Here is a 13481-nt window from a genome sequence, read left to right as displayed (position 1 = left end):
GGGAGTGCTGCGGATCGGTCAGAGGTGGTAGGAGTACTCGGCGAACTCCCAGTCGGTGACGTGCCGGTGGAAACGGGCGACCTCGTCGCGCTTGTAGGCGAGGAAGGAGTCGGTGAAGGACTTGCCGAGGACGTCCACCAGTGCGGTGTCGGCCTCCAGTGCGTCGAGCGCGGCGGGCAGGCCCATCGGCAGCATCCGGGACTTCTCGGGGTCGTACCCGTAGCCCTCCAGCGGGGCGGGCGGCTCCTGGGCTTCCTGGATGCCGAGCAGGGCGGCGGCGGTGAGGGCGGCGATGGCGAGGTAGGGGTTGGCGCTGGCGTCGCCGAGGCGCAGTTCGAGGCGGGCGCCGGAGCCGCGCTCGGGCGGGATGCGGATCATGGCGCTGCGGTTGTCCAGACCCCAGTCGATGAGCCAGGGGGCGAGGGTGTTCGGGCCGAACCGCTTGTAGGAGTTGACGGTCGGGTTGAGCAGCGCGGCCAGTGCCGGGGCGTGGGCGAGGATGCCGGCGATGGCGTGGCGGCCGGTGTCCGAGAGGCCGAAGGGGGCGGCGGGGGCGTCGAAGACGTTGCGGCCGTCCTCGTCCTGGCAGGAGAAGTGCAGGTGGAAACCGGAGCCGCCCGCGTCGTTGAACGGCTTGGCCATGAAGGTGGCGAGCCGGCCCTCGCGTCGGGCCAGTTCCTTGACGGCGGCCTTGAAGAGGAAGGCCCGGTCGGCGGCGTCCAGGGCATCGGAGTGGGTCAGGTTGATCTCGAACTGGCCGGCGTCGAACTCGTGGTTCCCGCTGACGACGCCGATGCCCAGGTCGCGCACCTGCCGCAGGGTGCGCAGCAGGTGGTTGTCGGGGTCGGCGCGCAGCCCCGCGGTGTAGACGGCGCCGTCGACGGCCCGGGAGTAGCGGCGCCATCCGGTCGGGGATTCCGGGGCCTCGTCGAGCAGGAAGTACTCCAGTTCGGGACCGACGACGGGCCGCAGTCCGGCATCCGCGCAGCGGGCGAGGACCGTGCGCAGCAGGTCGCGCGGCGACTCGGGGGAGTGGGCGCCGGTCGCGGGGTCGGTCGTGTTGCCCAGGCACCAGGCGACTCCGGGTTCCCACGGGAGGGCGTGGACGCTGCCCAGGTCGGGGTGGACGGAGACATCGGGCAGCCCGGCCTCCAGGCCGCCCGCGATCGGGACCACACCGCCCCGGGGAGTGGTGTGGTAGACGGCGCAGCAGAAGGCCAGGCCGTGCTCGACGGCCGACGGCAGGTGGCCGCGTAGGACGTCGCGGCCCCGGTCGGTGCCGATCAGGTCGGGGTAGATCACCCGGACCACGTCGATGCCCTCGGCCGCCAGGCGGTCCATGTGCTGCCGGACGTCGGGGGTGTCGGATGCGCTCATGGGCGAATCTCCTCGGGCAGACGTTGGGTGGGGCACCTCCCGGCCTCTCGTGGGGCCCAGGGTGGGGGGAGGTGGTCATTTGATGTCAAACGGTAGGGAGGGCCGCCCGCTGTCGCAAGGGTTTGGGGCCGCAAATTTATCCAGGTGGATAGCCATTGACCAGTCCTGGCGATCCTCCTATCTTGTTTGAAGCCAAACGAGGAAGGGGTTCGCACCCCTTTGGCTGGGGGTCCGGCCGCGGCCGGACCCCACTCCCCCCACACTCACTCCCGCGGCGCCCCGACGCCTCTCATCTGCAGGAGGAACGGCCATGAAGGTCGTCGTCGACATGAACAAGTGCCAGGACCACGGTCAGTGCGTCTTCGCCGCCCCCGACGTCTTCCAACTCGACGACAGCGGCCACCTGGCCTTCGTCAGCGAGCCGGACGAGGCGCTGCGTGCGGACGTCGAGGACGCCGCCGACGTCTGTCCGCTCCAGGCCATCCGGATCGAGGACTGAGCCCGATGGCCCCCCGCATCGTCATCGCCGGTGCCTCCATGGGCGGCCTGCGTGCCGCCGAGCAGTTGCGCGGCGCCGGCTGGACCGGCGAGATCGCGGTCATCGGCGACGAGCCCCACATGCCGTACAACCGGCCGCCGCTGTCCAAGGAGGTGCTGGCCGGAAAGGCGCCCTTCGAGTCGCTGGCCTTCACCCCCAAGGCGTCCGCCGCCGACGTGAGCTGGCGCCTCGGGGCCGCTGTCGCCGGAGCCCGCCTGGCCGACCGCCTCCTCACGCTGGACGACGGCACGGAGCTGCCCTTCGACGGCCTCGTCATCGCCACCGGCATGCGCCCCCGCCGCCTCCGCTGCCCCGGCCCGGTGGCCGGCCGCCACACCCTGCGCACCCTCGCCGACGCCGAGGCCCTGCGCGCGGAGCTGACCCGCCCGGGCGTGCGGGTGGTCGTGGTCGGCGCCGGCTTCATCGGCTGCGAGGTCGCCGCCACCGCCGTCGGCCTCGGCGCGGTCGAGGTCACCGTCGTCGACCCCGAGCCGCTGCCGATGCTCCGCCCCCTCGGTGAGCTGCTGGCCCGCGCCCTGCACCGCCGCCACGAGGACCGGGGCGTGCGCTTCGCCCTCGGGACGGGCGTGTCGGCCTTCGAGGGCGACGACCGGGTGACCGGTGTGGTCCTCGGGGACGGCACCGTCCTCGCGGCCGACGTGGTCGTGGAGTCGGTCGGCTCCGTCGCCAACACCGAATGGCTCGACGGCAACGGCCTCGACCTCACCGACGGTGTGCTCACCGACGAACTCCTCCGGGCCGGCGGCCTCCCCCACGTCGTCGCCGTGGGTGACGTCGCGCGCTTCCCCAACGCCCGCTACGACGGCGTCCCGCGCCGCGTCGAGCACTGGTCCATCCCCGGCGACACCGCCAAGCACGGCGCGAAGACGCTGGTCGCGCACCTCGGCGGCGCCGAGCCGGACCTCGCCCCCTTCGCGCCGCTCCCCACCTTCTGGAGCGACCAGCACGACTTCCGGCTCCAGTCCTTCGGCGCCCCGGCCCTCGGCATCGCCGACGTACGGGTCCTCGACGGCGACCCCGACAGCGACGTCCTCGTCGGTTACCACACGGACAACCGCCTCGTCGGCGTCGTGGCCCTCGGCGGCCAGGCCATGGCGGCCGGCGCGGCCCGCTACCGGGCCCAGCTGCTCAAGGCGCCGGTCGGCGCCGCGACGGCGCTCTGAGCCCGACTCCCCGCACCCCCCAGGCATCCGCGCCCCGAACCCAGGAGCCACCCGTGACCACCGTCCGAGGCTATTTCCACCCCAAGACCGCGACCGGCGACTCGTCGCTCATCCCCTCGCCCCCGTGGCACTACTCGGGCGACCTGATCACCGTCGAGTACCGCACCGACCCCGCCCGCGTGCGCGAACTGCTGCCCGCTCCTCTGGAGTTGGCGGAGGAGGACCCCGGCGCGGTCGCCCTCATCTGGGCCGACTGGCAGTCCTGCTCCGGCACGAAGGAGGAACTGCTGGATCCCGTCCGATCCCAGTACAAGGAGGCCTTCGCGGTCGTCCGCTGCTCCTACCGGGGCCGTACGTACTCGCGCTGCGTCTACATCTGGGTCGACAAGGACTTCGCCATCGCCCGCGGCTTCCACCAGGGCTACCCGAAGAAGCTCGGCTCCATCCACATGACCCGCCCTCACCCCTACGGCCCGGCCCCCCGCATCGAGGCGGGCGCCCGGTTCGGTGCCACCCTCGCCGCCGCCGACCGGCGCCTGGCCGAGGCCGTGGTGACGCTTCGCGAGCCGTCCGAGACCAACGGCTTCGTCAACGGCCACCCCATGGCCCACCACCGCTGGCTGCCCTCCGTCGAGAAGGGCAAGGGCCTCGCCCTGGACGAGCTGATCGAGACCGGTGCCGCCTCCTTCGAGGCCGGCCAGGCCTGGGCGGCCGACGCCGATCTGACGCTGTTCGAGGCTCCCACCGAGGAGCTGGCCCGACTTGAGATCCACGAGCCCATCGGCGCGTACTACCGCCAGGTCGGTGTGGTCTGGGACGGCGGAACGCTGCTGGAGTCCGGCACCTCGGGTGCCGAGTAACCGACGACCCGTCACGAGAGGAAGGCTGGACATGACCCAGCACACCACCACCGTCGCCGGGGTCGAGGTCGACACCCGGCACTGGATCGGCGGCGCCCGCGTCGCCTCGGCCGAGACGTTCGCCGATCTCTCGCCGATCGACGGCGCCACGCTCGGCGAGATCGCCCGCGGCGGTGCCGCGGAGGCCGAGGCGGCCGTCGCCGCGGCCGAGGCCGCCTTCCCCGCGTGGGCGGCGACGCCCCGCGCGGAGCGGGCCCGCATCCTGCACGCGATCGCCGACGGCGTCGAGAAGCGGATCGAGGACCTGGCCAAGGTCGAGACCCTCGACAACGGCGCGTTGCTGCGCTCCCACCGGCGCGGCGTGATGCCGCGCGTCGCGCACAACTTCCGCTTCTTCGCGGACTGGCTGCTGACCCTGGGCCACGAGGACTTCGACACGCGCGGCCACACCAACCAGGTCTCCTGGGACCCGGCCGGCCCCTGCGTGCTGATCACCCCGTGGAACGCCCCGCTGATGCTGGCCACCTGGAAGGTCGCCCCGGCCCTGGCCGCCGGGAACACCGTCATCCTCAAGCCCGCCGAGTGGTCCCCGCTCACCGCCTCGCTGCTCGCGGACATCGCCGCCGAGGCCGGGCTGCCGGCCGGCGTCCTCAACGTCGTCCAGGGCTACGGCGCGGAGGTGGGCAACGCCCTGGTCTCCCACCCCGGCGTCCGTCGGATCAGCTTCACCGGATCGGTCCCCACCGCCAAGCGGATCGCCGCGGCCGCCGCCGCCAACCTCACCCCGCTCAGCCTCGAACTCGGCGGCAAGTCGCCGCTGTTGGTCTTCGCCGACGCCGACCTCGACCTCGCGGCCGACCTGGCGGTCGAGCAGTACGACAACGCCGGGCAGGTCTGCCTCGCGGCGACCCGGCTCCTCGTCGAGTCCTCCGTCGCCGAGGAGTTCACCCGCCGCTTCGTCGAGCGGGCCGAGGCCCTGGTCCAGGGCGACTCGCGCGACGGGGCCTCCGACCTCGGCCCGAACATCCATCCCCGGCAACTGGAGAAGATCGACGGCTTCGTCCGGCGGGCCCTCGACGGCGGCGCCCGCGCGGTGATCGGTGGCGGCCCGAACACCGACCTCGGCGGCCTCTACTACCGGCCGACGCTGCTCACCGGTGTCGCCCAGGACAGCGAGATCGTCCAGGAGGAGGTGTTCGGGCCCGTCCTGACACTCCAGACCTTCGACACGGAGGCCGAAGCGGTCGAGCTCGCCAACGACACCCGGTTCGGTCTGGCCGCGACCCTCGCCACCGGCGACCCCGAGTGCGCCGAGCGGGTCTCCGCGCAGCTCGTCGCAGGCACGGTCTGGGTCAACTGCTTCTTCGTCCGTGATCTCCAGGCACCCTTCGGCGGGTCGCGTCACTCCGGGGTCGGCCGCGAGGGCGGCACCTGGAGCTTCGACTTCTACTGCGACGTCAAGAACACCGTCACCGCCCCGAAGGGATGGAAGGACCATGGGTGAGATCGTCGGGGCGGGCCTGCTCGCCCATGTCCCCACCATCGTGCTGCCGGAGGCCGACCGGCTGGAACTCAACGAGGGCAAGGAGATCACCCTCGTCACCGGCCTGCGGCAGCTGCGCCGCGAGGTCTTCGAGCGCGACGACTACGACACCGTCGTCGTCCTGGACTCGCACTGGGCCACCACCGTCGAGTTCGTGGTCACCGCCCAGCAGCGCCGTGCGGGCCTGTTCACCTCGGAGGAACTGCCGCGCGGCATGTGCCGGATGCCGTACGACTTCCCCGGCGACCCCGAACTGGCCCACAACATCGCCAGGTTCGCGGACAGGCACGGAACCTGGATCACCGCGATCGACGACGACTACCTGCCGATCTACTACGCCACCATCAACCTGTGGAAGTTCCTCGGTGAGGGACTGCCCGACAAGCGCTGGGTCACCATCGGCGTCTGCCAGACCGGCGACATGGAGGACCACCTGCGCCTCGGCCGCGCGCTGGCCGACGGCATCGCCGCCACGCCCGGCCGCCGGGTGCTGCTGATCGCCTCCGGCGCGCTCTCGCACACCTTCTGGCCGCTGCGCGAGCTGCGCGACCACGAGGCGAGCGACCCGAAGCACATCTTCACCGCCGAGGCGCGGGAGGCGGACCAGCAGCGCATCGCCTGGTTCAAGCAGGGCCGCCACGACCAGGTCCTCCAGGCCATGCCGGAGTTCTGGGCCTACAAGCCCGAGGCCAGGTTCTTCCACTACCTCATGATGGCCGGCGCCCTCGGCGAGGCGGCCTGCGTCGCGCCCGGCCGCCAGTACGGCGAGTACGAGAACTCCATCGGCACCGGCCAGGTCCACCTGTGGTTCGACCGCCCGGCCGGCGGCTGGACCGCGCCCCGCCACGACCCGCACCACCACGTAGACCCGCACTGGGAGCCCTGACATGACCGAATTCCGCCGCATTCTGCTCGACGGTGCCGCCGTCCAGGTCGTCCGCGAGGGCGACGAACTGGTCGCCGCCGACGGCCGCCGCGTCAAGACCGAGGAAGCGCAGCACCTTCCGCCGGTCGTTCCGTCGAAGATCATCGCCGTCCACCTCAACCACCGCAGCCGGGTCGAGGAGTTCCGGATCGGGCTCGGCCCCGCGCCGACGTACTTCCACAAGCCGACCTCGGCCCTCAACTCCCACCGGGGCGCGATCGTCCGTCCCGAGGGCTGCAAGTGGCTCAACTACGAGGGCGAGGTGGCCATCGTCATCGGCCGGACCTGCCGCAACATCGCGCCCGAGGAGGCGGGGGAGTACATCGCGGGCTACACCGTCGCCAACGACTACGGCCTGCACGACTTCCGTGACACCGATGCCGGGTCCATGCTGCGGGTGAAGGGTTCGGACACGCTGTGCCCGCTCGGCCCGGGGCTGGTCACCGACTGGGACTTCCACGGCAAGTACCTGCGGACGTACGTCAACGGCGAGGTGGTGCAGGACGGCTCGACCGACGAGATGGAGTGGGACATGCACTACCTCGTCGCCGACATCGCCCGCACCATCACCCTCCACCCCGGCGACGTGCTGCTGTCCGGTACTCCGGCCAACTCCCGCCCGGTCCAGCCCGGGGACGTCGTGGAGGTCGAGGTCGAGGGCCTGGGCCGGCTCACCAACCACATCGTCACCGGTCCCACCCCGATCCGGACCGACGTCGGCGCGCAGCCGACGGAGTCGGAGGAGGTGCTGTCCACGGCTCTGGGCGGTGACTGGGAGTTCCGGGGCATCCGCGCCCCGAAGCGTGGCTGACACCGTCCGGGTCGAAGCGCCGCACCGGGCCGCCGCACAGCGCTCCCGGTGCGGCGCTTCGACCCGCGTACGAGGAGGTAGGGTCCGGGCATGACCGAATCCGCCCCGAGCAACGGCAAGCGGCCGCGCAAGAGCGTGAACTACGGCGCGGGCCGCGAAGCGCTGCTAAACGCGGCGGTGCGCGTCGTCGCCCGAGGGGGCCTGCGCAAGCTCACCTACCGCGCGGTCGCGGAGGAGGCGGAGGTCACCCACGGCCTGGTGGTCCACCACTTCGGCTCGCGCGACGCGCTGATCGAGGAGGCGCTGGCGCACGCCGTGCGCGCCAGCCTCAGCACCAGCGCGGTCGAGCCCGGCACCGGCAGGGTCGCGGACTTCTCCGCCGGGCTGTCCCGGATGGTCGCGGGCGACCCGGAGATCCAGGCGTTCCAGTACGAGCTGCTGCTCGAATCCCGCCGCAGGCCGGAGCTGCTGCCGCAACTGCGTGAGCTGTACCACGAGTACTTCGGCGCCACCCAGCGGGAGCTGGACCGCATGCTGCCCGACGGCGCGAGCCCGGCGCTGATGCGTCTGGTCTTCGCGGCCCTGGAAGGCCTGGTCCTGCACCAGCTGGTGTTCGAGGAACCCGAGGCCACCGATGCCGCCCTGGGGGAGCTGCGCGCCCTGCTGCGACTGCTCCACGCCGACGGGGACAGCTGACCGCACTCTCCCGCGGGGCTTCGCCGTCCCCGCGGCACCACCCGCCCCCGCGCGGCGATCCGCGCCCTCGGGGGGTGCCGTACCCGCCGATTCCACCGTGCGGCGGCCGTCCCATGTGTCGCTGTGATCACGGGCCGGTAAGGAACCGGGTGCGCTGCGGCGACCTTCACGCAATCCCTTGCCAAATGGATAGTTCCACCCCAACATAGGGCTACTCGTTTGGCTCAAAACAACATCCCGCCCCCACTTCTTTGGCAGGTGATCCGCGTGGACAGTCAGACGGTCCCGAGAAACCAGGCCGTGCAGGACGCCCCCGGTCCAGGCAAGCTCAAGTCCAACGCCCTCGGCGTGCTGGGCATCCTCTTCTTCGTCCTCTCCGCGCAGGCGCCGCTGACCGGCATCGCCGGCGCCCTCCCCGTCTCCGTCGCCCTGGGCAACGGCCCGGGAGCGCCCGCCGGTTACGTCGTCGCAGGCGTGATCACCTTCCTCTTCTCGGTCGGCTTCGTCGCCATGGGGCGCCACGTCGTGGACGCCGGCGCCTTCTACGCGTACATCGGCAAGGGCCTGGGCCGGACCACCGGCACCGGCAGCGCCGGGGTCGCGCTCTTCTCCTACTGTGCCGTCCAGGCCGCCATGTACGGTCTCTACAGCGTGACGGTGAGCGGCCTGATCCAGGAGTACGCCGGGCTGCGGACGCCGTGGTGGGCGGTCGCGCTGGTGACCATGGCGATCGTCCAGGTGCTCGGCGCGGCCGGGATCGAGATGGGCGCGAAGGTCCTCGCGGTCTTCGTGTTGGCGGAGTTCAGCATCCTCACCGCCTTCGCCCTCGTCACGCTCCTCAAGGGCGGCGGGCCGGAAGGCCTCGGATTCACCCAGACCTTCTCCCCGGGCGCGGTGCTCAAGGGTGCGCCGGGCGTGGCGCTGATGTTCGCCGTGGCGTCGATGATCGGCTTCGAGGCCACCGCCATCTACGGCGAGGAGGCGCGCGAGCCCCGCAAGACCGTCCCGCGGGCCACCTACCTGGCGGTCGGCGTGATCACCGTCTTCTTCGCCCTCACCTCCTGGACGCTGGTCTCCTCCTACGGGCCCTCCAAAGCCGCCGAGGCGGCCGGGGCCGCGCTGCAGGGCGGCGATTCCAGCGACTTCGTCTTCGCGCCGGTCAGCCACCTCTTCGGCGCCTGGACCGGCCGCGTGCTGCCCGTCCTGCTGGTGACCTCCCTCTTCGCCGGCATTCTCGCCTTCCACAACTCGGCCAACCGCTACCTGTTCTCGCTCAGCCGCGACCGGCTGCTGCCGCGCGCCCTGAGCGCCACCAACCGCCGCCAGTCGCCCTGGGTGGCCGGCGGCGTCCAGACCGCCATCGCCGTGCTGCTGGTCGTTCCCTTCGCGCTGGCCGGCAAGGACCCCGTGCTCGCCCTCTTCTCCTGGTTCAGCGGCGTGGCCGTGCTCGGGATCATGCTCATGTACTTCCTGACCTCCGTGTCCGTGATCGTCTTCTTCCGCCGCACCCGCCTGGACACCCGGCCCTGGAACACCCTGATCGCCCCCGCGCTGGGTGCGCTGGGCATCGCCACGGCCGTGTGGGTGATCCTGGCGAACTTCACCACGCTCATCGGCGGCTCCTTCGGCACCGCCGCGGCCCTCGCCGCCACCGTCCCCGTGGTGCTCGTCCTGGCCGCCGGCGCCGCCCGGTTCACCCGCACCGGGCACACCGACGCCGACTGACCCCGTCCGGGCCCGGGCACCGAGCCCGGCGGCGGCCCGTACCCCAACCATCCGGAAGGGCCCCATGCTTGACGACTCGCACGAGGAGTGGCTGCGCCGCGCCAAGGCGTTGGAACTGCCCACCGCCCACCGCATCGACGGCGCCGACGAACCCGGGGGCGGTGCCACCTACACCGTCCGCTCGCCCCGCGACGGCCGGCCGCTGGTCGAGGTCGCCGACGGCGCGACCGCCGAGGTGGACGCGGCGGTCGCCGCGGCCCGCCGGGCCTTCGACTCCGGCCCCTGGCCGCGCCTGGCGCCCGCCGACCGGGGCCGGGTGCTCCTGCGGATCGCCGACCTTCTGGAGACCCACCGGGCCGACCTGGCCCTGACCGTCAGCCTGGAGATGGGCAAGCCCATCACCGACGCGTACGAGATCGAACTGCGCGCCGCGATCAACACCTTCCGCTGGTACGGGCAACTGGCCGACAAGCTCACCGACGAGGCCCCGCACGTCGCCCCCGACGCCCTCGCGCTCATCACCCGGGAGCCGGCCGGAGTCGTCGGCGCGGTCGTCCCGTGGAACTTCCCGCTCACCCTCGCCTCGTGGAAGGTGGCCCCGGCGCTGGCCGCCGGCTGCACCGTCGTCCTGAAACCCTCGGAGTCCTCCCCGCTGTCCGCGCTGCTGCTCGGGCGGCTGGCCGACGAGGCCGGACTGCCCCCGGGCGTCCTCAACGTCGTCACCGGCGACGGGCCCACCGCGGGCCGGGCCATCGGCCTCCACCCGGACGTGGACGTCCTCGCCTTCACCGGCTCGACCGCCGTCGGCCGCCACTTCCTGCGCTACGCCGCCGACTCGAACCTCAAGCGGGTCTGGCTGGAACTGGGCGGCAAGTCGCCCAACATCATCCTCCCCGACGCCCCCGACCTGGACCGGGCCGCCACCACCGCCGCCTGGGGCATCTTCTTCAACCAGGGCGAGATGTGCACCGCCCCCTCCCGGCTCCTCGTCCACCGCTCGATAGCCGACCGCGTGATCGAGACCGTCGTGGAAAGGGCCACCGCCCTGCGGATCGGCGACCCGCTCGACCCCGCCACCGAGATGGGGGCCCTGGTCGGCGAGAGCCATCTCGCCCGCGTCCAGGAGCACATCGCCGGCGGCCTGGACGAGGGCGCCCGGCTGCTCACCGGCGGCGTCCGCACACTCGCCGACACGGGCGGCACCTTCCTGGAGCCGACCGTCTTCGACCGGGTCGAGCCCCGCATGCGGCTGGCCCGCGAGGAGATCTTCGGCCCGGTGCTCTCCGTCCTCACCTTCGACGACGTGGCGGAGGCGGTGGCACTGGCCAACGCCACCGAATACGGGCTCGCCGCAGGCCTGTGGACCTCCGACCTCTCCACCGCGCACCGGGTCTCCCGCGCCCTCAAGGCCGGCACGGTCTGGGTCAACTGCTACGAGGAGGGCGACCTGACCGTCCCCTTCGGCGGCATGAAGCAGTCCGGAAACGGCCGGGACAAGTCCGCCCACGCCATCGAGAAGTACACCGAACTGAAGACCACCTGGATCCAGCTGTGACCCGACCCCTGATCGCGATCCCCGCCCGCTTCGCCGCCACCACCTCCGCTCTCCGCTACGCCGCGGAGGTCAACGCCCGCGCCCTGATCGAGTCCGTCTGGCGGGCCGGCGGCGAGCCGGTCAGCATCCACCCGGCCGACACCGACGACCTGTCGGCCCGCCTCTCCCGCTTCGACGGCGCCCTGCTCCCCGGAGGCGGTGACCTCGCCCCGCACCGCTACGGCCACACCGACGCCCACGAAAGCGTCTACGACGTCGACGACCGGCAGGACGAGTTCGACCTCGCCCTCGCCTGGCACGCCCTGGACGCCGGCCTGCCGCTGCTCGCCGTCTGCCGAGGCCTCCAGGTCGTCAACGTCGCCCTCGGCGGCACCCTCCACCAGGACATGGGCGGCCCCGACCGGGAGCACCGCCACCTCGTCCACCCCGTAGCGGTCGTGCGCGGCTCGGTACTCGAACGGGCCACCGGCGTCCAGAAGGTGGAGGCCTCCTGCTACCACCACCAGCGCGTCGACCGTATCGGGGCGGGCCTCAGCGCCGCCGCCCACGCCGCCGACGGAACGGTCGAAGCACTCGAACTCGCCGGCGCGCCAGGCTGGTTCGCCGCCGTCCAGTGGCACCCGGAGGACACCGCCCACGAGGACCCGGCCCAACAGCGCCTCTTCGACACCCTCGTGCGCGCCGCGACCCGGAACCGGTACTGAGACCGGCCCCGACGGGGCGCCGGACTCAGGCCTCCGGACTCAGGCCTTCGGACGCCGACCGCTGCGGCGCGGTGCGGGCTCGGCACCGTCCAACAGGGTCAGGCGCCGCTCCTCGCCATGGGTCTCCACCTGGAGCACGACGCGGCGGAGCGTGTCCGCCAACTGCCGACACTCCTGGTCGTCGAGCTGCGCGGTGACGAAGGCCTCTTCGTCGTTGAACGCCGGGAACAGGCGCCGCATCAGCGAGTCCCCCTCGCTGCTCAGGCTGAGCAGAACGAGGCGCCCGTCGCCGGGGTGGCCGGCACGCCTGATCAGACCGCGGGACTCCAAGGTCCGGACGACGCCCGTGAGCGTGCCCTTGGAGATGCCCGCCTCCTCCGCGACGTACCGGGTCTCCGACTCGCCCGAGATCCAGACCACCCACAGGACGACGAAGGCGGTCCAGGTCAGATCGGCGCCGCGCAGCACCGAGTTCTCCAGGTGCTGGCGCACGGCGGAGGCCGCCCGGTAGACGTTGGCGACTGCCGCCATCTGCTCGAACCGGACGGGTGTGCCACCGAGCTTGGTCTCCACCAGCTTCTCGGTCTCGGTGATGGATCGCTGGCCGGGCACGGGGCACTCCTTCAATCATCAGCTGACCGTTCGGAGTCAAATTATACGGTCGCCGCATCGGAGCCGCGCCAAGTGCACCGCACAGTGGTCGGCTGATAGGGATGCAGCGGTTATGAGGGCGTGGATCAGTGACGTCGGTCAGCGGGGCTGACGCGCCGGTTCGGGGTAGGTCGTCACCCGGCGCGGCGACCACAACGTCCAGTCGGCCGGTCCGGCGGTGGGCAGGTGTCGGGCCAGACCGCCTGTTCGCAGCTGGGAGCCGTCCGGCAGCACGGCGAGCGCCTCGACGCCCGGCTGCCGCTCGGCCCAGGCGAGTCCGTGTTCCGGACCCATGGCGAACACGGCGGTGGCCCACGCGTCGGCGCGGGCGAGACCGATGCCGGGGTCCGCGACCAGGGTGAGCGAGACGAGGGCGACGGCCGGGTGCCCGGTGAACGGGTCGATGACGTGGGCGCCCCGCTCGGCCGTGCCCGAGGTCGCCACGGCGAGGTCCGAGCCGGCGAGCACGGCCGCGAACGCGCCCGGCCGCAGGGGGTGTGCCACCCCGACCCGCCACGGCCCGCCCGCGAGCTGGACGTCACCGCCACCGCTCACGCAGTGCTCCCGGGAGCCCGCGGCGCGCAGGACCCGGCAGGCTTCCTCGACCGCCCAGCCCTTGACCCAGCCGCTCGGGTCGAGCCGCTCGGCGGGACGGGCGCTGAACCAGCCGTCGGTCTGCCCTGCGGTCTCCTCGCAGCGGGCCAGCACCTCGGCCACGTCCGGGTGGCAGTCCTCGACGGTGGTCTCGCCGCGCGCGAGGCGGCTGATGTCGCTGTCCTGACGGTACGTCGAGAAGACCGCGTCGATCTCGTGCAGCCGGGCCACGGCCCGCTCGACCGCCGCCGCGGTGCGCGGACCGGGGTCCCGCACCGTGAAGGAGAAGACCGTCCCCATGACGTGCTCGGCGTGGCG

13 protein-coding genes are annotated in these 13481 nt (G+C 72.4%); 10 read left to right on the top strand and 3 right to left on the bottom strand.

The annotated features are described in order from the left end of the window. Positions 1-18: 18 nt before the first annotated feature. Positions 19-1377 (bottom strand): glutamine synthetase family protein, encoded by a 1359-nt coding sequence (locus ACFP3U_RS12580; protein ID WP_380225506.1) that lies wholly within the window; start codon positions 1375-1377, stop codon positions 19-21. Between the two features lie 310 nt (positions 1378-1687). Between ACFP3U_RS12580 and ACFP3U_RS12575 the strand changes: the two genes are divergently transcribed. From ACFP3U_RS12575 to ACFP3U_RS12530, 10 genes are all read left to right on the top strand, one after another. Next, entirely contained in the window at positions 1688-1876 is a 189-nt protein-coding gene (locus tag ACFP3U_RS12575; RefSeq protein WP_380225505.1) for a ferredoxin, read from the top strand. Positions 1877-1881: 5 nt separating this feature from the next. Next, the gene (locus ACFP3U_RS12570) at positions 1882-3099 is read left to right on the top strand and encodes an NAD(P)/FAD-dependent oxidoreductase (RefSeq protein WP_380225504.1); all 1218 of its coding nucleotides are present in this window, start codon (positions 1882-1884) and stop codon (positions 3097-3099) included. Between the two features lie 53 nt (positions 3100-3152). Further along, on the top strand, positions 3153-3959 hold the full coding sequence (locus ACFP3U_RS12565) for an acetoacetate decarboxylase family protein (protein ID WP_380225503.1): 807 nt from the start codon (positions 3153-3155) through the stop codon (positions 3957-3959). Between the two features lie 31 nt (positions 3960-3990). Continuing rightward, the gene (locus ACFP3U_RS12560; protein ID WP_380225502.1) at positions 3991-5463 is read left to right on the top strand and encodes an aldehyde dehydrogenase; all 1473 of its coding nucleotides are present in this window, start codon (positions 3991-3993) and stop codon (positions 5461-5463) included. Then, on the top strand, positions 5456-6388 hold the full coding sequence (locus ACFP3U_RS12555) for a 3,4-dihydroxyphenylacetate 2,3-dioxygenase (RefSeq protein ID WP_380225501.1): 933 nt from the start codon (positions 5456-5458) through the stop codon (positions 6386-6388). Before ACFP3U_RS12560 ends, ACFP3U_RS12555 begins: the two co-directional genes overlap by 8 nt. Position 6389: 1 nt before the next feature. Continuing rightward, positions 6390-7238: a fumarylacetoacetate hydrolase family protein gene (locus ACFP3U_RS12550; RefSeq protein WP_380225499.1), complete on the top strand. Its 849-nt coding sequence runs from the start codon at positions 6390-6392 to the stop codon at positions 7236-7238. Positions 7239-7328: 90 nt separating this feature from the next. Beyond that, positions 7329-7934 carry a TetR/AcrR family transcriptional regulator gene (locus tag ACFP3U_RS12545; protein ID WP_380225497.1) on the top strand — a complete coding sequence of 202 codons (606 nt, stop codon included), beginning with the start codon at positions 7329-7331 and terminating at the stop codon, positions 7932-7934. A 267-nt stretch (positions 7935-8201) separates the two neighbouring features. Then, complete coding sequence (locus ACFP3U_RS12540) at positions 8202-9659, top strand: APC family permease (RefSeq protein WP_380225496.1); 1458 nt, start codon at positions 8202-8204, stop codon at positions 9657-9659. Positions 9660-9723: 64 nt separating this feature from the next. After that, entirely contained in the window at positions 9724-11214 is a 1491-nt protein-coding gene (locus ACFP3U_RS12535; RefSeq protein WP_380225495.1) for an aldehyde dehydrogenase, read from the top strand. After that, the gene (locus ACFP3U_RS12530; RefSeq protein ID WP_380225493.1) at positions 11211-11918 is read left to right on the top strand and encodes a gamma-glutamyl-gamma-aminobutyrate hydrolase family protein; all 708 of its coding nucleotides are present in this window, start codon (positions 11211-11213) and stop codon (positions 11916-11918) included. Before ACFP3U_RS12535 ends, ACFP3U_RS12530 begins: the two co-directional genes overlap by 4 nt. A gap of 39 nt (positions 11919-11957) precedes the next feature. Here ACFP3U_RS12530 and ACFP3U_RS12525 read toward each other — a convergent pair whose 3' ends face one another. Then, a complete protein-coding gene (locus ACFP3U_RS12525) occupies positions 11958-12530 on the bottom strand; it encodes a MarR family winged helix-turn-helix transcriptional regulator (protein WP_380225492.1) in 573 nt (190 codons plus the stop codon). Between the two features lie 138 nt (positions 12531-12668). Then, on the bottom strand, positions 12669-13463 hold the full coding sequence (locus tag ACFP3U_RS12520) for an FAD:protein FMN transferase (RefSeq protein ID WP_380225545.1): 795 nt from the start codon (positions 13461-13463) through the stop codon (positions 12669-12671). Positions 13464-13481 lie beyond the last annotated feature (18 nt).

This window comes from Kitasatospora misakiensis (genome assembly GCF_042656005.1).
Taxonomy (GTDB): Bacteria; Actinomycetota; Actinomycetes; order Streptomycetales; family Streptomycetaceae; genus Kitasatospora; species Kitasatospora misakiensis.
The sequence above is the reverse complement of the archived record's forward strand: the minus strand, read 5'-3'. Positions and strand labels throughout refer to the sequence as shown.